At 60.6% G+C, this 21,819-nt stretch carries 22 protein-coding genes; 14 read left to right on the plus strand and 8 right to left on the minus strand.

What is annotated here, in order from left to right; genetic code table 11:
• The first annotated feature begins 238 nt into the window (after positions 1-238).
• The 6 genes from petA (at position 239) to ATH90_RS04500 (ending at position 4,934) form a co-directional block, all read left to right on the plus strand.
• Positions 239-832, plus strand: a complete 594-nt coding sequence (petA, locus tag ATH90_RS04475) for a ubiquinol-cytochrome c reductase iron-sulfur subunit (RefSeq protein WP_034102161.1) — start codon at positions 239-241, stop codon at positions 830-832.
• On the plus strand, positions 832-2,043 hold the full coding sequence (locus tag ATH90_RS04480) for a cytochrome b (RefSeq protein ID WP_034102162.1): 1,212 nt from the start codon (positions 832-834) through the stop codon (positions 2,041-2,043). The genes petA and ATH90_RS04480 overlap by 1 nt, the downstream gene beginning before the upstream one ends.
• The gene (locus tag ATH90_RS04485; RefSeq protein ID WP_034102164.1) at positions 2,043-2,822 is read left to right on the plus strand and encodes a cytochrome c1; all 780 of its coding nucleotides are present in this window, start codon (positions 2,043-2,045) and stop codon (positions 2,820-2,822) included. Before ATH90_RS04480 ends, ATH90_RS04485 begins: the two co-directional genes overlap by 1 nt.
• 149 nt (positions 2,823-2,971) lie before the next feature.
• Positions 2,972-3,589, plus strand: a complete 618-nt coding sequence (locus ATH90_RS04490) for a glutathione S-transferase N-terminal domain-containing protein (RefSeq protein WP_024073431.1) — start codon at positions 2,972-2,974, stop codon at positions 3,587-3,589.
• Between the two features lie 17 nt (positions 3,590-3,606).
• The gene (locus ATH90_RS04495) at positions 3,607-4,026 is read left to right on the plus strand and encodes a ClpXP protease specificity-enhancing factor (protein WP_025856284.1); all 420 of its coding nucleotides are present in this window, start codon (positions 3,607-3,609) and stop codon (positions 4,024-4,026) included.
• A 158-nt stretch (positions 4,027-4,184) separates the two neighbouring features.
• Positions 4,185-4,934, plus strand: coding sequence for a FadR/GntR family transcriptional regulator (locus ATH90_RS04500; protein WP_034102166.1), 750 nt, complete (start codon positions 4,185-4,187; stop codon positions 4,932-4,934).
• A gap of 1 nt (position 4,935) precedes the next feature.
• Here the strand turns inward: ATH90_RS04500 and ATH90_RS04505 are convergent, their stop codons facing one another.
• Together ATH90_RS04505 and ATH90_RS04510 are read right to left on the minus strand one after the other, a co-directional pair.
• Complete coding sequence (locus tag ATH90_RS04505) at positions 4,936-5,310, minus strand: hypothetical protein (RefSeq protein ID WP_141537460.1); 375 nt, start codon at positions 5,308-5,310, stop codon at positions 4,936-4,938.
• Between the two features lie 132 nt (positions 5,311-5,442).
• Positions 5,443-6,597 carry a phospholipase gene (locus ATH90_RS04510; protein ID WP_098465784.1) on the minus strand — a complete coding sequence of 385 codons (1,155 nt, stop codon included), beginning with the start codon at positions 6,595-6,597 and terminating at the stop codon, positions 5,443-5,445.
• A 234-nt stretch (positions 6,598-6,831) separates the two neighbouring features.
• Here ATH90_RS04510 and kdgD point away from each other — a divergent pair, with 234 nt between their 5' ends.
• The 5 genes from kdgD (at position 6,832) to ATH90_RS04535 (ending at position 13,419) form a co-directional block, all read left to right on the plus strand.
• The gene (kdgD, locus tag ATH90_RS04515; RefSeq protein ID WP_034102171.1) at positions 6,832-7,743 is read left to right on the plus strand and encodes a 5-dehydro-4-deoxyglucarate dehydratase; all 912 of its coding nucleotides are present in this window, start codon (positions 6,832-6,834) and stop codon (positions 7,741-7,743) included.
• A gap of 54 nt (positions 7,744-7,797) precedes the next feature.
• Positions 7,798-9,243 (plus strand): aldehyde dehydrogenase family protein, encoded by a 1,446-nt coding sequence (locus ATH90_RS04520; RefSeq protein ID WP_034102172.1) that lies wholly within the window; start codon positions 7,798-7,800, stop codon positions 9,241-9,243.
• A gap of 181 nt (positions 9,244-9,424) precedes the next feature.
• Complete coding sequence (locus tag ATH90_RS04525) at positions 9,425-10,789, plus strand: MFS transporter (RefSeq protein WP_034102173.1); 1,365 nt, start codon at positions 9,425-9,427, stop codon at positions 10,787-10,789.
• A gap of 11 nt (positions 10,790-10,800) precedes the next feature.
• Entirely contained in the window at positions 10,801-12,354 is a 1,554-nt protein-coding gene (garD, locus tag ATH90_RS04530; RefSeq protein WP_034102174.1) for a galactarate dehydratase, read from the plus strand.
• Positions 12,355-12,477: 123 nt separating this feature from the next.
• On the plus strand, positions 12,478-13,419 hold the full coding sequence (locus ATH90_RS04535; protein ID WP_034102175.1) for an AEC family transporter: 942 nt from the start codon (positions 12,478-12,480) through the stop codon (positions 13,417-13,419).
• A 109-nt stretch (positions 13,420-13,528) separates the two neighbouring features.
• Here ATH90_RS04535 and ATH90_RS04540 read toward each other — a convergent pair whose 3' ends face one another.
• From ATH90_RS04540 to gatC, 6 genes are all read right to left on the minus strand, one after another.
• Entirely contained in the window at positions 13,529-13,912 is a 384-nt protein-coding gene (locus tag ATH90_RS04540; protein ID WP_034102176.1) for a carboxymuconolactone decarboxylase family protein, read from the minus strand.
• Positions 13,909-14,955, minus strand: a complete 1,047-nt coding sequence (locus ATH90_RS04545) for a calcium/sodium antiporter (RefSeq protein WP_098465785.1) — start codon at positions 14,953-14,955, stop codon at positions 13,909-13,911. The genes ATH90_RS04540 and ATH90_RS04545 overlap by 4 nt, the downstream gene beginning before the upstream one ends.
• Positions 14,956-15,013: 58 nt before the next feature.
• Positions 15,014-15,385 (minus strand): septal ring lytic transglycosylase RlpA family protein, encoded by a 372-nt coding sequence (locus ATH90_RS04550; protein WP_098465786.1) that lies wholly within the window; start codon positions 15,383-15,385, stop codon positions 15,014-15,016.
• A gap of 144 nt (positions 15,386-15,529) precedes the next feature.
• Positions 15,530-16,975, minus strand: a complete 1,446-nt coding sequence (gene gatB / locus ATH90_RS04555; RefSeq protein ID WP_034102179.1) for an Asp-tRNA(Asn)/Glu-tRNA(Gln) amidotransferase subunit GatB — start codon at positions 16,973-16,975, stop codon at positions 15,530-15,532.
• A gap of 10 nt (positions 16,976-16,985) precedes the next feature.
• Positions 16,986-18,437: an Asp-tRNA(Asn)/Glu-tRNA(Gln) amidotransferase subunit GatA gene (gene gatA, locus ATH90_RS04560; RefSeq protein WP_069021761.1), complete on the minus strand. Its 1,452-nt coding sequence runs from the start codon at positions 18,435-18,437 to the stop codon at positions 16,986-16,988.
• Positions 18,438-18,453: 16 nt separating this feature from the next.
• Entirely contained in the window at positions 18,454-18,741 is a 288-nt protein-coding gene (gene gatC, locus ATH90_RS04565; RefSeq protein ID WP_034102181.1) for an Asp-tRNA(Asn)/Glu-tRNA(Gln) amidotransferase subunit GatC, read from the minus strand.
• Between the two features lie 210 nt (positions 18,742-18,951).
• Here gatC and mreB point away from each other — a divergent pair, with 210 nt between their 5' ends.
• From mreB to mreD, 3 genes are all read left to right on the plus strand, one after another.
• On the plus strand, positions 18,952-19,989 hold the full coding sequence (gene mreB / locus ATH90_RS04570) for a rod shape-determining protein MreB (RefSeq protein WP_002555108.1): 1,038 nt from the start codon (positions 18,952-18,954) through the stop codon (positions 19,987-19,989).
• Between the two features lie 140 nt (positions 19,990-20,129).
• Complete coding sequence (gene mreC / locus ATH90_RS04575) at positions 20,130-21,311, plus strand: rod shape-determining protein MreC (RefSeq protein ID WP_098465787.1); 1,182 nt, start codon at positions 20,130-20,132, stop codon at positions 21,309-21,311.
• Complete coding sequence (gene mreD, locus ATH90_RS04580) at positions 21,311-21,799, plus strand: rod shape-determining protein MreD (RefSeq protein WP_003171788.1); 489 nt, start codon at positions 21,311-21,313, stop codon at positions 21,797-21,799. Before mreC ends, mreD begins: the two co-directional genes overlap by 1 nt.
• The last annotated feature ends 20 nt before the right edge of the window (positions 21,800-21,819 follow it).

The raw sequence follows: 21,819 nt of genomic DNA on the forward strand, positions 1-21,819 counted from the left end.
GCCTCCTCACGGAGCTGGGCGTTTTTTATTGCCTGCGATTTATGCATAAAAATCGCCGTGACAACTTGCCACATCCGTAGACCCCCTATACTACAAGGCCTGGAGGCGGAGCCCCGGGCAATTCCCTTGTCATACGTGGGGCTTTTCATTACCATTCGGCAAAATTTTTATAAGTTCAGATTTAATACTTAGTAGACGCCTGATTTAACAGGCCAAAAAGCTGATGGGAGAGGACTGAATGAGCAATGACGGCGTGAATGCAGGCCGGCGTCGCTTCTTGGTAGCAGCCACATCCGTGGTGGGTGCTGCAGGAGCGGTGGGGGCTGCGGTCCCGTTCGTGGGGTCATGGTTTCCCAGTGCCAAGGCGAAAGCCGCAGGTGCACCGGTGAAGGTGAATATCAGCAAGATCGAGCCAGGACAGCAGATGATTGCTGAGTGGCGCGGCCAGCCGGTGTTCATTGTTCGTCGTACCGAGGAAATCCTGGGGAATCTGAAGAAGATCGAAGGCCAGTTATCTGACCCAAAATCCGAGAATTCCGACCAACCCGCCTACGCCAAGAACGAAGTGCGTTCGATCAAGCCAGAGATCCTGCTGCTGGTCGGTCTCTGTACCCACCTCGGATGCTCGCCAACCTTCCGCCCGGAAGTGGCCCCAGTCGACCTGGGCAAGGACTGGGTCGGTGGTTATTTCTGCCCCTGCCACGGCTCCCATTACGACCTCGCTGGCCGCGTCTACAAGTCCCAGCCTGCGCCCTTGAACCTGCCCGTGCCTCCGCATACCTACGAAACTGACGACCTCATTGTCATTGGCCTCGATAAGGAGAACGCGTGATGAGCAAGTTCATGGATTGGGTGGATGCGCGCTTCCCCGCCACTAAAATGTGGGAAGACCATCTCAGCAAATATTACGCGCCAAAAAACTTCAACTTCTTCTACTTCTTCGGTTCCCTGGCACTGCTGGTGCTGGTCAACCAGATCGTCACCGGCGTCTGGCTGACGATGAGCTACACCCCGTCGGCGGAAGAGGCATTCGCCTCCGTCGAGTACATCATGCGCGACGTCGAGTACGGCTCGATCCTGCGCCTGTTGCACTCTACCGGCGCTTCGGCGTTCTTCATCGTCGTCTACCTGCACATGTTCCGTGGCCTGCTCTACGGTTCGTACCAGAAGCCCCGTGAGCTGGTGTGGGTCTTCGGCATGCTGATCTACCTGGCGCTGATGGCCGAAGCCTTCATGGGCTACCTGCTGCCGTGGGGCCAGATGTCGTACTGGGGCGCCCAGGTGATCATCTCGCTGTTCGGTGCGATCCCAGTGATTGGCAACGACCTGACCCAGTGGATCCGTGGTGACTACCTGATCTCGGGCATCACCCTGAACCGCTTCTTCGCCTTGCACGTGGTGGCCTTGCCAATTGTGATCCTGGGCCTTGTGGTGTTGCACATCCTGGCGCTGCACGAAGTCGGTTCCAACAACCCGGATGGCGTGGACATCAAGAAGCACAAGGACGAAAACGGCATCCCGCTGGATGGTATTCCGTTCCACCCTTACTACACCGTGAAGGACATTGTCGGCGTAGTGGTGTTCCTGTTCGTGTTCTGCTCGATCGTGTTCTTTTTCCCGGAGATGGGCGGTTATTTCCTGGAGAAGCCTAACTTTGAACAGGCCAACGCCTTCAAGACGCCTGAGCACATTGCACCGGTCTGGTACTTCACGCCGTTCTACGCGATCTTGCGCGCGATCCCCGACAAACTCATGGGCGTGATCGCCATGGGCGCGGCCATCGCGGTGCTGTTCGTGCTGCCTTGGCTCGACCGCAGTCCGGTCAGGTCCATGCGCTACAAGGGTTGGCTGAGCAAGATCTGGCTATGGGTGTTCTGCATTGCGTTCGTGATCCTGGGTGTACTGGGCGTGTTGGCGCCGACCCCTGAGCGTACGTTGCTGTCGCAGGTCTGCACCTTCCTGTACTTCGCCTACTTCATTCTGATGCCGTTCTACACCCGGCTCGAGAAGACCAAACCGGTTCCGGAAAGGGTGACTGGCTGATGAAAAAGTTATTCGTTGCTTTGATGCTTGCGGCCCTGCCGCTCCTGTCCTTCGCTGCCGAACACGGCGGCCCGGAGCTGGAAAAAGTCGATATCGACGTGTCTGACAAGGCGGCCATGCAAGACGGCGCGCGTACGTTCGCCAACTACTGCATGGGCTGCCACAGCGCCAAGTTCCAGCGTTACGAGCGCGTGGCCGATGACCTCGGTATCCCCCATGAAATGATGCTCGAGAAGCTGGTGTTCACCGGTGCCAAGATCGGCGATCACATGACCATCGGCATGAAGCCTGCAGACGCCAAGACCTGGTTCGGCGCAGCACCGCCTGACCTGACCCTGGTGGCGCGTGTGCGCGGTACCGACTGGCTCTACGGCTACCTGAAATCCTTCTACGAAGACCCGGCGCGCCCTTACGGCGTGAACAACCGCGTGTTCCCGAACGTCGGCATGCCTAACGTTCTGGTCGGCCTGCAAGGCAAGCAAGTGGTAGGATGCAAGCAGATTCAGGTCGTTGAAGACGGCAAGAAGCAATACGATCCGTTGACCGGCACACCTTTGACTCATGAAGCGTGCGATCAACTGAAGATAGAAACCCCAGGTTCGTTGACAGACGAACAGTTCGACGAGAAGGTCAAGAACCTGGTGACCTTCCTGGCCTACTCGGCCAACCCGGTCAAACTGCAGCATCAGCGCATCGGTACGTATGTGTTGCTGTACCTGGCCTTCTTCTTCGTATTCGCCTATCTGCTCAAACGCGAATACTGGAAGGATGTGCATTGATCCAACCGTAAGCAATTGCTGTTAATCTTGCGCGCCCAGCGGCATCTCTGAATACGTAGCGGTCTGGTTGTACCAGGCGTTACAGGGATGCTCTCTGGGCGCGCTCGTTTTTGAGCTTTCGATAATTTCAACAAGCGAGGAGGACCGCCATGGGCGTGACCAACCGGTTGGCCTGTTACTCCGACCCCGCCGACCACTATTCCCACCGAGTACGTATCGTGCTCGCAGAGAAGGGTGTCAGCGCCGAGATCATCAGTGTGGAAGCAGGTCGTCATCCACCCAAACTGATCGAAGTGAACCCTTACGGCAGCTTGCCCACCCTGGTCGATCGTGACCTGGCGTTGTGGGAGTCGACCGTCGTGATGGAATACCTGGATGAGCGTTATCCGCATCCACCCTTGCTGCCGGTGTACCCGGTGGCGCGTGCCAACAGCCGGCTGCTGATCCATCGGATCCAGCGTGACTGGTGCGGCTTGGTGGATGTGATTCTGGATACCCGCAGCAAAGAAGCGGCACGTGTACAGGCGCGTAAGGAATTGCGCGAGAGCCTGACCGGCGTTTCGCCGTTGTTCGCCGATAAACCTTTTTTCCTCAGTGAGGAACAAAGTTTGGTGGATTGCTGCCTATTACCGATACTCTGGCGTTTGCCGATTCTCGGTATTGAACTGCCGCGGCCGGCCAAGCCGCTGCTTGATTACATGGAGCGCCAGTTTGCGCGTGAGGCTTTCCAGGCGAGTCTGTCTGGCGTCGAACGCGATATGCGCTAAGGCTTAAGGAGCCGCTGATGAACTCCAGTCGACCCTACCTGGTCCGCGCGCTCTATGAGTGGATTGTGGACAACGATTGCACCCCGCACATGCTGGTCAATTCCGAATTTCCTGCGGTTCAGGTACCGCAGGGTTTTGCCAGCGACGGGCAGATTGTGCTGAACGTATCACCCAGCGCCGTGCGCCACCTGCACATGGACAATGAAGCGGTAAGCTTCGAAGGGCGTTTCGGCGGTGTGCCGCATACGCTGTACGTGCCCATTGGCGCCATCCTCGGCATTTACGCCCGGGAGAACGGCCAAGGCATGGTGTTCGATCTGGAATCACCTTTCGAGGATGACGAATCGATCGAGACCGAAGAGGGCGATGATCTGCCGCCACCGGATTCCGAGCCACCGCGCCCGAGTGGCCGGCCGAGCCTGAAAGTCGTGAAGTAGCGAGCTGTCCCCTTGGGGTTAGCTGAAAAAATGCCTCGACCTGCGTCGGGGCATTTTTTTGCGCGCACGATAAGGATGAAAGTCGCGGCCAGACGGTGATCGTACAACCACCATGGGCTATGATGCGTGCTCAAGCTCACCGAGAAAGATGATTCATCATGGAAAACGCCAACACCGCCCCTCGTCTTCCCCGCAAGCGCCGTAGCCTTGCCCAGGAATTGGTCACGGTGTTGTCCGAGCAGATCCGCGACGGCCAACTCAAGCGTGGCGACAAACTGCCCACCGAGTCGGCGATCATGGACGCCCATGGGGTCAGCCGCACCGTGGTGCGCGAGGCGATCTCACGCTTGCAGGCAGCGGGGCAGGTCGAAACCCGTCACGGTATCGGTACCTTCGTGCTGGACACACCGAGCCCGAGTGGCTTTCGCATCGACCCGGCCACGGTGGTGACCCTGCGTGATGTACTGGCGATTCTGGAACTGCGGATCAGCCTGGAAGTGGAGTCGGCAGGCCTCGCGGCGTTACGTCGTAGTGACGAACAGTTGGCCGCCATGCGTGCGGCACTCGATGCCTTGAATGAAAGTGCCGCCCATGCCGGCGATGCTGTGGCCTCAGACTTCGCGTTCCACTTGGAAATTGCCCTGTCCACCGGCAACCGCTACTTCACCGACATCATGACCCACCTGGGCACCAGCATCATCCCGCGTACCCGCCTCAATTCGGCGCGGCTGGCCCATGATGACCAGCAGCACTACATGGGGCGCCTGAGTCGTGAGCATGAAGAGATCTATGAGGCGATTGCCCGCCAGGATTCGGATGCGGCGCGGGCGGCCATGCGGTTGCATTTGACCAACAGCCGGGAACGGCTGCGCCATGCCCATGAAGAGGCGCAAGCGCAGCGCGGGTGAGCTATCTGGTGATGGTCAGCGAAATCGGCGCAGAGCTCAGCGGTACGCTGGATTCACCGATGGTTTGATAGCGCAGCAGTGTGGTCTGGTCTGCAAATCGCTCCAAGGCTGATTTGGGAACCTCCACTGTCAGGTTCGGAAGCTGTTGATAGTCTTGCGCATCCTCCGGACATTCACCTGCGCTGATCTTGTCCCCCGACCAGGCAGGCTCTTCCGGATCAGCGCCCAGAATCGCGTACACCGTCCCCTCTGGAAAGAGGCGAGCGTCTTCTGGAATGAAGACCACCAAAGGGCCTGTGAACGTGGACAGGCTGATCTCCGCTTGGTCAAAGGGGCCAGTGACAGTGATAGTGAGGCCAGGGACTGGATTTTCCATGATGAGCGCTCCGATGCCATTGCGGTGGTAGGTCAACCCAGGGTTCAGATTCCTGGCTCCTGAGCCACCTTATCCACCGCAGCGGCGCTGTATGAAACTGTTAGAAATCACAGTTTCGATAAACGGTATTCCTCACGTAGGAGTATTCGGTTTGTAATCCTTGAGCAGCAAATACGTACTCCATCCCCACCAATCATTGGTCCATTGCTTGTCGTTCAAGTTATTCACGTCCTTGCGGCGCAACACTTTGTTTCCCTCCATCTTGAACAGCGGCGAGAAATTATTTGCCGGGTTTTGCGCGGCATTCAGATCCGGCACATACAGGGGCGCCTGGAATTCGGCCGGGGAGGGGGCAACACCCTTGATAAAGGTGTCGAAGATCTCATCCGCCGAGGCTTGCACCGCACGTTTGACCTGCTCCCGGTTGTCCGCGTCGATGGCGTCGAAGTAGCGTTTATCCCCATAGGCATGCCATTGGTCTCCGTGGGCATTGCGTACCTTGAGCCCGAACTTGCTGTCTTCGTCGTGCATGAAACGGCTGATCAGCGAGCCCAATTCGCCGGGTGTCACGACTGCAGCCAACTGCTTGCGCGGTACGCGCAGGTGGCCGGCGGAGAACAGGTCGGTCAAGAAGTGATCAGCAAAACTGTTCATGGCATACGCCAGTTCCAGTGCCTGGTCGGTACCTGTTTGATGCGCCACCACTGCCTGCTGCAACGCCGCCGTATGGCCGGCAAGGTAGGCCGACAGTGCCCATTCGCCGAAGTGGTCGGCATTGTCCGCCGCCAATTTCAGGTAGCGTCCCAATGGAATCAGTGCCGAAACGGCGCTGCCTCCTCCGGTGATGCGGTTCCACTCTTCAGACAACGAATCGCCCAGCGCGTCATAAGCCTCATGGGCTTGCTTGCCGTCCTTGATCGCCTGCTTGACCGCATTGATCTCCTTTTGCATCACCGCGAGGATCTTGTGCGCTTCTTCCCGCGAAGCGGGCAGCACCGCCAGGCTGTTGAAGGCGGCGTTAAAGCGTTGCACGCGTTCCGCAGGCGAGGCACCGTCGCTGATGGGCTGGCCTGGGATGCCGTAGAAGTCGCCGCCCAGTGCGATCACTTGGCCATACGTCAGCGCCAGTCCGTTGGGCAGGTGCAGTTCGACTTGGCGTGCGGGGATCGCCGGGGCGTCCTTGACGAAACGCAACAGCGTGTCGTCGCCAATGGCGGTGTGTTCACCCCCTTCGAAACGCAGGGTGGGCGGGTTCTTTTCGGGTGCCGCGAGTTCTAGACCTGACATGTTAGCTCCTTGCTATGTCGTAGGAATCTTCCGTAATAACTGTATGTATATACAGTTAATGCGAGCATAGAGGAAAAACTTCCTACGTCAAGAACTCACGCTTCAACTCGGCGGAGGATGAAGTCTGATGAATTGCTGTTGACGAATCTTTTTATGGTTGTACGATGACGTACGACATCACCAAAACCAACAACAACCTTTCGACAGAAAGTCTTCGCCCAGGGTGTTCGAATAATGAATCCACAAGAACTGAAGTCCATCCTCTCCCACGGTCTGCTGTCTTTTCCGGTGACCGATTTCAACGCCCAGGGTGACTTCCACCAGGCGGGCTACATCAAGCGTCTGGAATGGCTCGCCCCTTACGGCGCCACTGCCCTGTTCGCTGCCGGTGGTACCGGTGAGTTTTTCTCCCTCGCCGCCAGCGAATACTCCCAGGTGGTGAAAACCGCTGTTGATACCTGCGCCACCAGCGTGCCGATCCTTGCCGGTGTCGGCGGTTCGACCCGCCAGGCCATCGAGTACGCCCAGGAAGCCGAGCGCCTCGGTGCCAAGGGCCTGCTGCTGCTGCCGCACTACCTCACCGAAGCCAGCCAGGACGGCGTCGCCGCCCACGTTGAGGCGGTGTGCAAATCGGTCAAGATCGGCGTGGTGGTGTACAACCGCAACGTCTGCCGCCTGACCGCGCCGCTGCTGGAACGCCTGGCCGAGCGCTGCCCGAACCTGATTGGCTACAAGGATGGCCTGGGTGACATTGAGTTGATGGTCTCGATCCGCCGTCGCCTGGGTGATCGTTTCAGCTACCTCGGCGGCCTGCCGACTGCAGAGGTTTACGCCGCTGCCTACAAGGCCCTGGGCGTGCCGGTGTACTCCTCGGCGGTGTTCAACTTCATCCCGAAAACCGCGATGGACTTCTACCACGCGATTGCCAAGGACGATCACGCCACCGTCGCCAAGATCATCGACGACTTCTTCCTGCCGTACCTGGACATCCGTAACCGCAAGGCCGGCTATGCGGTGAGCATCGTCAAGGCCGGTGCAAAAATCGCAGGCTATGACGCCGGCCCGGTGCGTACGCCGCTGACCGACCTGCTGCCAGAAGAATATGAAGCACTGGCCGCGCTGATCGACAAGCAAGGCGCGCAATAACCCATCTACAAGGCCGCTGAGTGATCAGCGGCCTTTTGCGTCAGGAGAAGATTTGTGTCCCAAGCCCAACGTTTTGACAACTACATCAACGGCCAATGGGTGGCCGGTGCCGATTACTGCGTCAACCTCAACCCGTCGGAGTTGTCCGATGTCATCGGTGAATACGCCAAGGCTGATGTTGCCCAGGTCAACACCGCCATCGACGCTGCCCGTGCGGCATTTCCGGCCTGGTCCACTTCTGGCATCCAGGCTCGACACGACTCCCTGGACAAAGTCGGCAGCGAAATCCTCGCGCGCCGCGAAGAACTCGGCACCTTGCTGGCCCGTGAAGAGGGCAAGACCTTGCCCGAAGCCATTGGCGAAGTGACCCGCGCTGGCAATATCTTCAAGTTCTTCGCCGGTGAATGCCTGCGCTTGTCCGGTGACTACGTGCCGTCGGTACGCCCTGGCGTTAACGTTGAAGTCACGCGTGAAGCCCTGGGTGTGGTTGGCCTGATCACGCCGTGGAACTTCCCGATCGCCATCCCCGCCTGGAAGATCGCCCCAGCCCTTGCCTACGGTAACTGCGTGGTGATCAAGCCTGCCGAGTTGGTACCGGGCTGTGCCTGGGCCCTGGCCGAAATCATTTCTCGCGCCGGTTTCCCTGCCGGTGTGTTCAACCTGGTGATGGGCAGCGGCCGCGTCGTGGGTGATGTGCTGGTCAACAGCCCGAAGGTCGATGGCATCAGTTTTACCGGCTCTGTCGGTGTCGGTCGTCAGATCGCCGTCAGTTGCGTGTCGCGCCAGGCCAAGGTCCAGTTGGAAATGGGCGGCAAGAACCCGCAGATCATCCTCGACGACGCGGACCTCAAGCAGGCCGTCGAGCTGTCGGTACAGAGCGCGTTCTACTCCACCGGCCAGCGTTGCACGGCGTCCAGCCGCCTGATCGTCACCGCCGGTATCCACGACCAGTTCGTTGCGGCGATGGCTGAGCGCATGAAGTCGATCAAGGTCGGCCACGCCCTCAAAAGCGGCACTGACATCGGCCCGGTGGTTTCCCAGGCCCAGTTGGACCAGGACCTCAAGTACATCGACATCGGCCAGAGCGAAGGTGCGCGACTGGTCAGCGGTGGCGGCCTGGTCACCTGTGACACCGAAGGCTACTACCTGGCACCGACGCTGTTTGCCGACAGCGAAGCCGCCATGCGTATCAGCCGTGAAGAGATCTTCGGCCCGGTCGCCAACGTCGTGCGCGTGGCGGACTACGAGGCGGCGCTGGCGATGGCCAACGACACTGAGTTTGGCCTGTCGGCGGGCATTGCCACTACGTCGCTCAAGTACGCCAACCACTTCAAGCGCCATTCCCAGGCCGGGATGGTGATGGTCAACCTGCCGACTGCCGGCGTGGACTATCACGTTCCATTCGGTGGCCGTAAGGGCTCCTCCTACGGTTCACGCGAGCAAGGTCGCTATGCGCAAGAGTTCTACACCGTGGTGAAGACCAGCTACATCGGTTCGTAATACGCAGTACCCGAGGCGCCTGCTTGTTGGTGGCTGGCGTGCCTGCGATAGCATCATCGGTGTGTGCCTGACACACCGAGTTGCCTGTATCGCGGGCACGCCCGGCTCCCACCTAAAAGCGGTCCTCATCGACAACTAGGCAATTACCCGCAAAAAAAATAATTAGTGGGAGTACTTCTACATGCAAGCGACCAAGCCGACCCACGTCCGCTATTTGATCCTGCTCATGCTGTTCCTGGTGACCACGATCAACTACGCCGACCGGGCCACCATCGCCATCGCGGGCTCCAGCCTGCAAAAAGACCTCGGCATCGACGCGGTCACCCTGGGTTACATCTTCTCTGCTTTCGGTTGGGCCTACGTGGCCGGGCAAATTCCCGGCGGCTGGCTGCTGGACCGGTTCGGTTCGAAAAAAGTCTATGCCCTGAGCATCTTCACGTGGTCACTGTTTACCGTGCTGCAAGGCTACGTCGGTGAGTTTGGCGTCTCTACCGCGGTTGTTGCGCTGTTCATGCTGCGCTTCATGGTGGGCCTGGCCGAAGCGCCGTCCTTTCCCGGTAACGCACGGATCGTGGCCGCCTGGTTCCCGACCGCAGAACGCGGTACGGCGTCGGCGATCTTCAACTCGGCGCAATACTTCGCCACCGTGTTGTTTGCACCGTTGATGGGCTGGATCGTCTACAGCTTCGGCTGGCAGCACGTGTTTATCGTGATGGGCGTGATCGGTATCCTCTTCTCGCTGATCTGGTTGAAAGTCATCCACAGTCCGCGCCAGCATCCGATGATCAACGAGGCCGAGTTCAACCATATCGCCGCCAATGGTGCGATGGTCGATATGGACCAGGACAAAGGCAAGGGCAAGAAAACCGACGGTCCGAAGTGGGACTACATCCGCCAGTTGTTGACCAACCGCATGATGCTCGGCGTTTACCTGGGCCAGTACTGCATCAATGGCATCACCTACTTCTTTCTCACCTGGTTCCCGGTGTACCTGGTGCAGGACCGGGGCATGACCATCCTCAAGGCGGGTTTCATTGCGTCGTTGCCGGCGATCTGCGGGTTTATCGGCGGCGTGCTCGGCGGGGTGATTTCCGATTACCTGCTGCGCAAGGGCCACTCCCTGACCTTTGCACGCAAGGCGCCGATCATTGGTGGCCTGTTGATCTCCAGCAGCATCGTGGCCTGCAACTATGTGGATATCGAATGGATGGTGGTGGGCTTCATGGCCCTGGCCTTCTTCGGTAAAGGCGTTGGCGCACTGGGGTGGGCGGTGGTGTCCGACACGTCGCCGAAACAAATCGCCGGCCTCAGTGGCGGCTTGTTCAACACCTTCGGTAACCTCGCATCGATCACTACGCCGATCGTCATCGGCTACATCATCAGCACCACCGGTTCGTTCAAGTGGGCCTTGGTGTTCGTCGGCGCCAATGCGCTGGTGGCGGTGTTCAGCTACCTGGTCATCGTTGGCCCGATCAAACGTGTAGTACTCAAAGAGCCGCCCACCAAGGGACCTGAGTTGACCAACCTAACCGAAGCGCATTCCTGAGGGGCCGTGTGATGCAGTTGATTGAACATGCCGACTCACCGCGCTCGATTCGTCTGCACGAGCGCGACAACGTGGTGATCGTGGTCAATGACCAGGGCGTACCGGCCGGGACCGAGTTCCCGGACGGCCTGGTGACCGTGGATTTCATCCCGCAGAGCCACAAGGTGACCCTGGAAGATATCCCTGAAGGCGGTCAGATCATTCGCTACGGCCAGACCATCGGTTACGCCCTGGCGCCGATTCCACGCGGCAGTTGGGTGCAGGAAGATCAACTGCGCATGCCCACCGCGCCGCCGCTGGACAGCTTGCCGCTGTCCACCGAGGTGCCTGACACCCAGGCACCGCTGGAAGGCTTTACCTTCGAGGGCTATCGCAACGCCGACGGCACCGTGGGCACGCGCAATATCCTCGGTATCACCACCACGGTGCAGTGCGTCACGGGCGTGCTCGACCACGCGGTCAAGCGCATCAAGGACGAATTGCTGCCCAAGTACCCGCATGTCGACGACGTGGTAGCGCTGACCCACAGCTACGGCTGCGGCGTGGCGATCACTGCGACGGATGCCTACATCCCGATTCGCACCGTGCGCAACCTGGCGCGCAACCCGAACCTGGGGGGCGAGGCCCTGGTGATCAGCCTGGGCTGCGAGAAATTGCAGGCCGGGCAGGTGATGCACGACAACGACAGCTCGGTCGACCTGAGTGAGCCGTGGCTGTATCGGTTGCAGGATTCCAGCCACGGCTTTACTGAAATGATCGAGCAGATCATGGCGCTGGCCGAGACGCGCTTGAAGAAGCTCGACCAGCGCCGACGCGAAACCGTGCCGGCGTCCGAGTTGATCCTGGGCATGCAGTGTGGTGGCAGTGATGCGTTTTCCGGCATCACCGCCAACCCCGCGCTGGGGTATGCCTCGGATTTGTTGCTGCGGGCCGGGGCGACGGTGATGTTTTCCGAAGTAACGGAAGTTCGCGATGCGATATACCTGCTGACGTCTCGCGCTGAAAGCGAGGCCGTTGCCCAGGAGCTGGTCCGGGAAATGGACTGGTACGACCGCTACCTGGCCAAGGGTGAAGCGGACCGCAGTGCCAACACCACGCCGGGTAACAAGAAGGGTGGCTTGTCGAATATCGTCGAGAAGTCCCTGGGCTCTATCGTCAAGTCCGGCAGCAGTGCGATCAATGGGGTGCTGGGGCCTGGCGAGCGCTTCAAGCGCAAGGGCCTGATCTTTTGTGCCACACCCGCCAGTGACTTTGTGTGCGGTACCCTGCAACTGGCGGCGGGGATGAACCTGCATGTGTTCACCACCGGGCGCGGCACGCCTTACGGGCTGGCAATGGCGCCGGTGGTGAAGGTTTCGACCCGAACGGAACTGGCGCAGCGCTGGCCGGACCTGATCGATATCGACGCCGGGCGCATTGCCACCGGGCGCGCGACCATCGAGGAGCTCGGCTGGGAGTTGTTTCACTTTTACCTGGATGTGGCGAGCGGCAAGAAGCAGACGTGGGCGGAGCACCATAAACTGCATAACGACATCACCTTGTTCAACCCGGCGCCCATCACCTGAGACCGTCGCGGACCTTGTGGGGGCCGGCAAGCCAGCTCCCACATTTGATCAGCGTTGCCCGGACGAATCGGGCTGCATGGCTTATCATTAGCCACCTAACGACGCTCACCAAGGTTCACCGGCATGCTGGCAATTTTCCTCACCACCCTCACCATCACCGCGCCGGTGTTTGCCATGCTGTTCCTGGGTGTGCTGCTCAAGCGCATCAACTGGATCAACGACAACTTTATCCACACGGCGTCGTCCTTGGTGTTCAACGTCACCATGCCGGCGTTGTTGTTCCTTGGCATCCTGCATGCCGACCTGCACTCGGCGCTCAAGCCGGGCTTGCTGATTTATTTTGCCGTCGCCACGTTGCTCAGCTTTGCCCTGGCCTGGGGCTGGGCGATCTTGCGTTGCCCACGTGAAGACCGCGGCATTTATACCCAGGGTGCATTTCGCGGCAATAACGGCGTGATCGGGCTGGCGCTGGCCGCCAGCATGTACGGCGACTACGGGATTTCCCTCGGCGCGATTCTCGCGGCGCTGGTGATTCTGTTCTACAACACCCTGTCGACCATCGTGCTGGCGGTGTACAGCCCGGTGATCAAGTCCGACCCGTGGAGCATCTGCAAGAGCGTGGTGGCCAACCCGCTGATCATCAGCGTGATTGCGGCCACGCCGTTCGCGGTGTTCCAGATTGGCTTGCCGGGTTGGCTGGAGTCTTCGGGCCAGTACCTGGCGGACATGACCTTGCCGCTCGCGTTGATCTGCATCGGTGGCACGCTGTCACTGGCGGCTCTGCGCAAAAGCGGGAGCATGGCCCTCAGCGCCAGCCTGGTGAAGATGATCGGCCTGCCGCTGGTCGCGACGTTGGGCGCCTGGCTGCTGGGGTTCCGGGGGCCAGAGCTGGGGATTCTGTTCCTGTACTTCGGTGCACCGACTGCAGCGGCCAGCTTTGTCATGGCGCGGGCGGCCGAGGGTAATCATGAGCTGGCGGCGGCGATTATCGTGATCACCACCTTGATGGCGGCGGTGACCACGAATATCGGGATCTTTGTGTTGCAGGCGGGTGGTTGGATCTGATTTTCCCGGTGTGTGTGAGGGCCAATCGCAGGCGAGCCAGCTCCCACATTTACGCGTACTAAACATCAACCCAGTGGGAGCTGCCTTGCCTGTGATCGCTCGCTAACCGTCACTGCTTATCGGCCTGGTAGGCATCGATCACTTCCTGCGCCGCCCGAAACGCATCAATCGCCGCCGGCACCCCGGCATATACCGCGCAATGCAACAGCGCTTCGCGGATCTCTTCCACCGTACACCCGTTGTTCAGCGCGCCGCGCACGTGGCCCTTGAGCTCTTGCGGGCACTTGAGCGCGGTGAGGGCGGCGAGGGTGATCAGGCTGCGGGTCTTCAGCGGTAACCCTTCGCGGTTCCACACACTGCCCCAGGCGTGTTCGTTGACGAAATCCTGCAGCGGCTGGCTGAACTCGGTGGCGTTGCCCAGGGCGCGGTCGACGAACACGTCGCCCATGACCTGGCGACGCATTTCAACCCCAGGCTTTTTCTGATCGGTCATTGCGATTCCCTCTTGTGTTGGCGGCGCCAGGCTCGCAGCGTGCTGAACAACAGGAAAGCCACCAGCACTGGCAGGACGTAATACAGCATCAGTTGTTCAAGCTTGTTCGCCAGGGGCATGCCAGTGGTGAATGCCATCACATGCAGGCCGTACGCCAGGTACAAGCCCAGCAGCACCAGGCCTTCGGCGCGGGTGACGCGGTAGCCGATGTAGAACACCGGCAGGCACAGCACCACCACGCCGAGCATCACCGGCAGGTCGAAATCCAGGGCGTTGGGCGACACCGACAGGGGGGAGGGCGCGAGCAGGGCGGTCAGGCCCAGTACACCGAGCAGGTTGAACAGGTTGCTGCCGATCACGTTGCCCACGGCAATTTCACGTTCGCCGCGCAGGGCTGCAATCAGTGACGTCGCCAGGCACGGCAACGAGGTGCCGACACCGATCAGGGTCAGGCCGATCACGCGCTCCGACAGGCCCAGGTCGCCAGCCACATCCACCGCCGCTCCCAGCAGCAAATGCCCGGCCAGCACCAAGACCAACAACCCGCCGAATATCAACAGCACACTGCTCAACCAGGGGGCGCGGGCGACGGTGTCCAGTGTGCGTGGGCGGCGGGAATGGCGCGTCTGGTAATGCAACACGCCCAGGTAGGCAAGCAGGGCAACGAGCAGCACCAGGCCGTCGATGGGCGTGAGTTCTTCATTGGCCGCGAGGGTGAACACCAGCAGCCCGGCCAGGATCATCACCGGAATGTCCAGGCGCACCAGCTGGCGTGAGACTCGCAGGGGAATAATCAATGCCGACAGGCCCAGGGTCACCAGGATGTTGAAGATGCTGCTGCCGATCACGCTGCCCACGGCGATATCGGTGTTGCCGGCCAAGGTGGCTTGCAGGCTGACGGTCATCTGCGGCGCGCTGCTGCCGAAGGCGACGATTGTCAGGCCAATGATCAGCGGGCGCACCTTGAGGCTTGCGGCCAGGCGCACGGCGGCGCGTACCAGGATTTCGGCACCGATGATCAGCAGCACCAGGCCGCTGACCAATTCCAGCAGGCTCCAGGGCGAAAGGGCGGTTAATCCGAAAATGGCCAGGGCTCCGTCTTCAGTTGCTCAAGGCTTGCACGCGAACCCGTGCGGTTCCGCTGCTGATCATACCCAGTTGCTGTGCAGCCTTGCGCGAAAGATCAATCAAGCGCCCACGGGTATGCGGGCCGCGATCATTGATGCGGACAACCACGGATTTGTCGTTGTCGAGATTGGTGACCTTGACCTGGGTGCCGAACGGCAATTGCCGGTGGGCGGCGGTCAGGGCGTTCTGGTTGAAGGGTTCACCGCTGGCGGTCTTGTTGCCATGGTGCTTGGCGCCGTAATAGGAGGCGGTGCCGGTTTCGTCGTAGCCGTTGGGGTTGATGATACCGCTGGCACAACCGGCCAGCAGGGAGAACAGGGCCAGCAGGCCGAATAGACGCTTCATGCAAGGAGTCCCATTACAAATGTTGGCGTTGGCTTGTGTGGGAGCTGGCTTGCCTGCGATGGCATCACCTCGGTGTAACTGATGCACCGAGGCGCCTGCATCGCGGGCAAGCCCGGCTCCCACAGAAGCCGGGTCCTACACGTGTCAGCCTTCGAGCTTGCTTTTCAGCAGTTCGTTCACCTGTTGCGGGTTGGCCTTGCCTTTGGAGGCTTTCATCGCCTGGCCCACAAAGAAGCCGAACATCTTGCCGCGCTTGGCTTCGTCTGCCGCGCGGTACTGCTCGACCTGCTCGGCGTTGGCCGCGAGCATTTCATCGAGCACGGCCGAGATCGCGCCGCTGTCGGTGACTTGCTTGAGGCCGCGCTTCTCGATGATCTCGTCGGCGCTGCCTTCACCGCTGGCCATGGCTTCGAACACGGTCTTGGCGATTTTGCCGGAGATGGTGTTGTCCTTGATGCGCAGCAGCATGCCGCCCAATTGCTCGGCAGTGACCGGGGCTTCGTCGATTTCCAGGCCTTGCTTGTTCAGCAGGCTGCCCAGCTCCACCATCACCCAGTTGGCCGCCAGCTTGGCGTCACCGGCAATGCTCACGACTTTTTCGAAGTAGTTGGCTTGCTCACGGCTGGAGGCCAGCACGCTGGCATCGTAGACCGACAAGCCGAACTGCTCCTGGAAGCGCTCGCGCTTCTGCTGCGGCAATTCCGGCAGGGTGGCGCGGATGTCGTTGAGGAAAGAGTCCTCAAGCACGACCGGCAACAGGTCCGGATCGGGGAAGTAACGGTAGTCGTTGGCTTCCTCTTTGCTGCGCATGGCGCGGGTTTCGTCTTTGTTCGGGTCGTACAGGCGGGTTTGCTGGATGACCTTGCCGCCGTCTTCGATCAGCTCGATCTGGCGACGCACTTCGCTGTTGATCGCCTTCTCGATGAAACGGAACGAGTTGACGTTCTTGATCTCGCAGCGAGTACCGAACTCGACTTGGCCTTTTGGGCGAATCGACACGTTGCAGTCGCAGCGCAGCGAGCCTTCGGCCATGTTGCCGTCGCAGATACCCAGGTAACGCACCAGTGCGTGGATGGTCTTGACGTAGGCCACGGCTTCCTTGGCGCTGCGCATGTCCGGCTCGGAGACGATCTCCAGCAACGGCGTGCCGGCACGGTTCAGGTCGATACCGGTAGCGCCCGGGAATTCTTCGTGCAGGCTTTTGCCGGCGTCTTCTTCCAGGTGGGCGCGAGTGACGCCGACGCGCTTGATGGTGCCGTCTTCCAGGGGGATGTCCAGGTGGCCTTTGCCGACGATCGGCAGTTCCATCTGGCTGATCTGGTAGCCCTTGGGCAGGTCCGGGTAGAAGTAGTTCTTGCGCGCGAACACGTTGTGCTGGCCGATCTCGGCGTCAATCGCCAGGCCGAACATCACCGCCATGCGCACCGCTTCCTGGTTCAGCACCGGCAGTACGCCGGGCATGCCCAGGTCTACCAGGCTGGCCTGGGTGTTGGGCTCGGAGCCGAACGTGGTGGCGCTACCGGAGAAAATCTTCGATTGGGTGGCGAGCTGGGTATGAATCTCCAGCCCGATCACGACTTCCCATTGCATAGTGTTCTCCTCAGAAGCCGGTAGGGGTGCGAGTGTGCCAGTCAGTGTTCAACTGGTACTGGTGCGCCACATTGAGCAGGCGGCCTTCCTGGAAATACGGGGCGAGCAATTGCACGCCGACCGGCAGGCCATCGACGAAACCGGCAGGCATGGACAAGCCCGGCAGGCCCGCGAGGTTGGCGGTAATGGTGTACAGGTCTTCAAGGTACGCTGCCACCGGGTCGCCGTTCTTGGCGCCGAGCTTCCAGGCCGGGTTCGGCGTGGTTGGGCCAAGGATCACGTCGACCTGTTCAAAGGCGGCCATGAAGTCGTTCTTCACCAGGCGACGGATTTTCTGCGCCTTGAGGTAGTACGCGTCGTAGTAACCCGCCGACAGGGCGTAGGCACCGACCATGATCCGGCGTTGTACTTCGGCGCCGAAGCCTTCGCCACGGGAGCGCTTGTACAGGTCGGTGAGGTCTTTCGGGTTTTCGCAGCGGTAGCCGAAACGCACGCCATCGAAGCGCGACAGGTTGGAGGAAGCCTCTGCCGGTGCGATCACGTAGTAAGCAGGAATCGCGTGCTGGTTGTTCGGCAGGCTGATTTCCTTGATCACCGCGCCGAGCTTCTCCAGCGCCTTGACGCTGTTGTGCACCAGTTCAGCAATGCGTGGGTCGAGGCCGGCGCTGAAGTATTCCTTCGGCACGCCGATGCGCAGGCCCTTGATCGAGGTATTCAGGCTGGCGCTGTAGTCCGGCACGGGCTCATCGATGCTGGTGGAGTCCTGTTTGTCGAAGCCTGCCATGCCTTGTAACAAAATCGCGCAGTCTTCGGCAGTGCGGGCCAGAGGGCCGCCCTGATCAAGGCTGGAGGCGTAGGCGATCATGCCCCAGCGGGAAACGCGACCGTAGGTCGGCTTCAGGCCGGTGAGGTTGGTGAAGGCCGCTGGCTGGCGGATCGAACCCCCGGTGTCGGTGGCGGTGGCGGCCGGCAGGAAGCGCGCGGCAACCGCGGCAGCCGAGCCACCCGACGAACCGCCGGGCACGTGGTCCAGGTTCCACGGGTTTTTCACCGCGCCGTAGTAGCTCGACTCGTTGGCCGAGCCCATGGCGAATTCGTCCATGTTGGTCTTGCCCAGGGTCACGGCCCCGGCTGCGGCCAGTTTGGACACCACGGTGGCGTCGTAGGGTGCCTTGAAGTTGTCGAGCATCTTCGAGCCGCAGCTGGTGCGAATGCCCTGGGTGCAGAACAGGTCCTTGTGGGCGATCGGTGCGCCCAGCAGTGCGCCATTTTCACCGTTGGCGCGACGTGCGTCGGCGGCCTTGGCCTGGCTCAAGGCCAGCTCTTCGGTGAGGCTGATGAAGCTGTTGACCTTTGGATCGTGCTCGGCGATGCGCGCCAGCAGGGTCTTGGTCAGCTCTTCGGAAGAAAACTTTTTGTCGGCGAGACCGCGGGCGATCTCGGCCAGAGTCATGTGATGCATTGCAGGCTCTTTCCCTTTAGTCGATGACTTTCGGAACCAGGTACAGGCCGTTTTCGACCGCTGGCGCGATGGACTGGTAGGCCTCGCGATTATTACTCTCGGTCACGACGTCTGCGCGCAGGCGCTGGCTGGCTTCCAGCGGGTGAGCCAGGGGCTCGATGCCGTCGGTATTCACGGCCTGCATTTGGTCGACCAGCCCGAGAATGCTGTTCAGGGCTGCGGTGGTCTGTGGAAGATCGCCTTCATTCAGGCCAAGCGAGGCCAGATGCGCGATTTTTTCCACGTCGGAGCGTTCAAGCGTCATGGGAATCTCCAGTGGAAAACAGAACGGAGGCTGTCCGTGTGTTAGATTGTCGGAACACTACCGCATTTCTACGGTCTTACGGCCGCGATTGTGGGGGTTGGTGCACAGAAAGTCGGCCAATTTAGCACATTGGCGCCTTGCCCAAAATCCCTGTCGTTGTTAGAGTTTGCCGCACTTTTTTACCCACGCGTTGCCTAGGGTCCCTTTCCCATGTTCAAGAAACTGCGTGGCATGTTTTCCAGCGATCTTTCCATTGACCTGGGCACTGCCAACACCCTTATTTACGTGCGCGAGCGCGGTATCGTCCTGAATGAGCCATCGGTTGTGGCCATTCGGACCCATGGTAATCAGAAAAGTGTCGTTGCCGTCGGCACCGAGGCCAAGCGCATGCTCGGCCGTACACCAGGCAATATTGCCGCCATTCGTCCGATGAAAGACGGCGTGATCGCCGACTTCAGTGTCTGCGAGAAGATGCTGCAGTACTTCATCAACAAGGTTCACGAAAACAGTTTCCTGCAGCCCAGCCCTCGTGTGCTGATCTGCGTTCCCTGCAAGTCCACCCAGGTTGAGCGTCGTGCCATCCGTGAATCGGCCCTCGGTGCCGGTGCCCGCGAAGTGTTCCTGATCGAAGAGCCAATGGCCGCTGCGATCGGTGCCGGCCTGCCGGTTGAAGAAGCCCGTGGTTCGATGGTGGTGGATATCGGTGGTGGCACCACTGAAATCGCCCTGATTTCCCTGAACGGTGTGGTGTATGCCGAATCCGTGCGCGTCGGCGGCGACCGCTTCGACGAAGCGATCATCACTTATGTGCGTCGTAACTACGGCAGCCTGATCGGCGAATCCACCGCCGAGCGCATCAAGCAGGAAATCGGTACCGCTTACCCTGGCGGCGAAGTGCGCGAAGTCGATGTGCGCGGTCGCAACCTGGCCGAAGGCGTCCCACGGGCCTTCACCCTGAACTCCAATGAAGTGCTGGAAGCTCTGCAAGAGTCCCTGGCCACCATCGTTCAGGCTGTGAAGAGCGCCCTGGAGCAATCGCCGCCGGAACTGGCTTCCGATATCGCCGAGCGTGGCCTGGTGCTGACCGGTGGTGGCGCCCTGCTGCGCGACCTCGACAAGCTGCTGGCCCAGGAAACCGGCCTGCCGGTGATCGTCGCCGAAGACCCGCTGACCTGCGTCGCCCGTGGTGGTGGCCGTGCACTGGAAATGATGGATAAACACACCATGGACCTGCTCTCCAGCGAATAAGTGGTTGCTGGTTTGCCCATGTTTCGCCCGCAGGCAGCACTTTGCAGTGCTGCCTGTTGGCGTTTATCTTCTTCAATCTGCATCCAGGCCGGTTAGATGCCGTATGAATAAAGAGAACATTTGCCTGGGAGGAGCGGCTTATTAAACCGCTTTTCGCCAAAGGCCCCTCATTGGGCGTGCGCCTGTTGGTGCTGGTCGTGCTTTCGGTCGCGCTGATGGTGGTCGATGCCCGCTTTGCACTGCTCAAGCCCGTGCGTAGCCAGATGTCGCTGGTGTTGATGCAGACCTACTGGATCACCGACCTGCCGCAACGTCTGTATCAGGGCGTGGCCAGCCAATTCGGCAGCCGCACCGAGCTGGTCGCCGAGAACGAAAAACTCAAGACGGAAAACCTGCTGTTGCAGGGGCGCATGCAAAAGCTGGCGGCCCTCACCGAGCAGAACGTTCGGCTGCGCGAGTTGCTCAATTCCTCGGCACTGGTCAACGAAAAGGTCGAAGTGGCCGAGTTGATCGGCATGGACCCCAACCCCTTCACCCACCGGATCATCATCAACAAGGGTGAGCGCGACGGCGTGGTCCTCGGCCAGCCTGTGCTTGACGCCCGTGGCCTGATGGGCCAGGTGGTTGAACTGATGCCCTATACCTCGCGGGTGTTGCTGCTGACCGACACCACCCACAGTATTCCGGTACAGGTGAACCGCAACGGGCTGCGCGCGATTGCCAGCGGTACCGGTAACCCCGAGCGCCTTGAGTTGCGGCATGTGGCCGATACCGCCGATATCAAGGAAGGCGACCTGTTGGTCAGCTCCGGCCTGGGTCAGCGTTTCCCGGCCGGTTACCCGGTGGCCACGGTCAAGGAAGTGATCCACGACTCCGGCCAGCCGTTTGCCATTGTGCGTGCCGTGCCCACTGCTGCGTTGAACCGCAGTCGCTACCTGCTGTTGGTGTTCAGCGACAACCGCACCCCGGAAGAGCGCGCCAACGACGCCGCCCAGGCCCAGGAAGCCGAAGACAAGAAGAACGGCACCACGCCGATCGTTCCTGCCACGGTGCCAAAGCCTGCCGCTGCGACACCGGCTACGCCTGCGGCTGCCCCGGCAACGGCGGCGCCAATGACTACACCCGTGAAGCCCGCCGCGCACGCGGTTAAACCGGCCGCGACCAAGCCTCCCGCATCGACGCCGGCCACTACCACTCCGGCGGCCAAGCCTCCTGCGTCGACGCCGGCCACCACCACTCCGGCGGCCAAACCGCCTGCTGCTACCCCGGCCGCACGCCCAGCGGCCAGCGCCCCGGCAACCACGCGGCAGAGGGAGGAATAATGGCCGGTACTCATTCCCGCAACGGCTGGATCGTCTGGCTGACCTTCGCCATCGGCTTGCTGCTCAGCGTTTCGCCGCTGCCCCAGTTCATGGAAATCCTGCGTCCGCTTTGGCTGGCGCTGCTGCTGGCGTTCTGGTCGCTGAACCTGCCGCACAAAGTCGGCATGGTCACGGCGATGTTCCTGGGCTTGGCGGAAGATGTGCTCTATGGCACCTTGCTGGGCCAGAACGCGTTGATCCTGACCCTGATCACTTTCCTGGTGCTGTCCTTACAGCAGCGCCTGCGCATGTTCCCGATGTGGCAGCAGTGCCTGGTGATCCTGGTGATCTTCGGCCTGGCGCAGCTTGTCCAACTGTGGCTCAGCGCGTTGACCGGCAACCGTCAGCCGACCCTGGCGCTGGTGCTGCCAGCCCTGGTCAGTGCGTTGCTGTGGCCATGGATCAGCTTCGGTCTGCGTGGGTTGCGCCGTCGCTATAAAATCAATTGAATGGATTGCGAGGCTCTGCC

Origin of the sequence: Pseudomonas lurida, from assembly GCF_002563895.1 — a bacterium.
Lineage (GTDB): Bacteria > Pseudomonadota > Gammaproteobacteria > Pseudomonadales > Pseudomonadaceae > Aquipseudomonas > Aquipseudomonas lurida.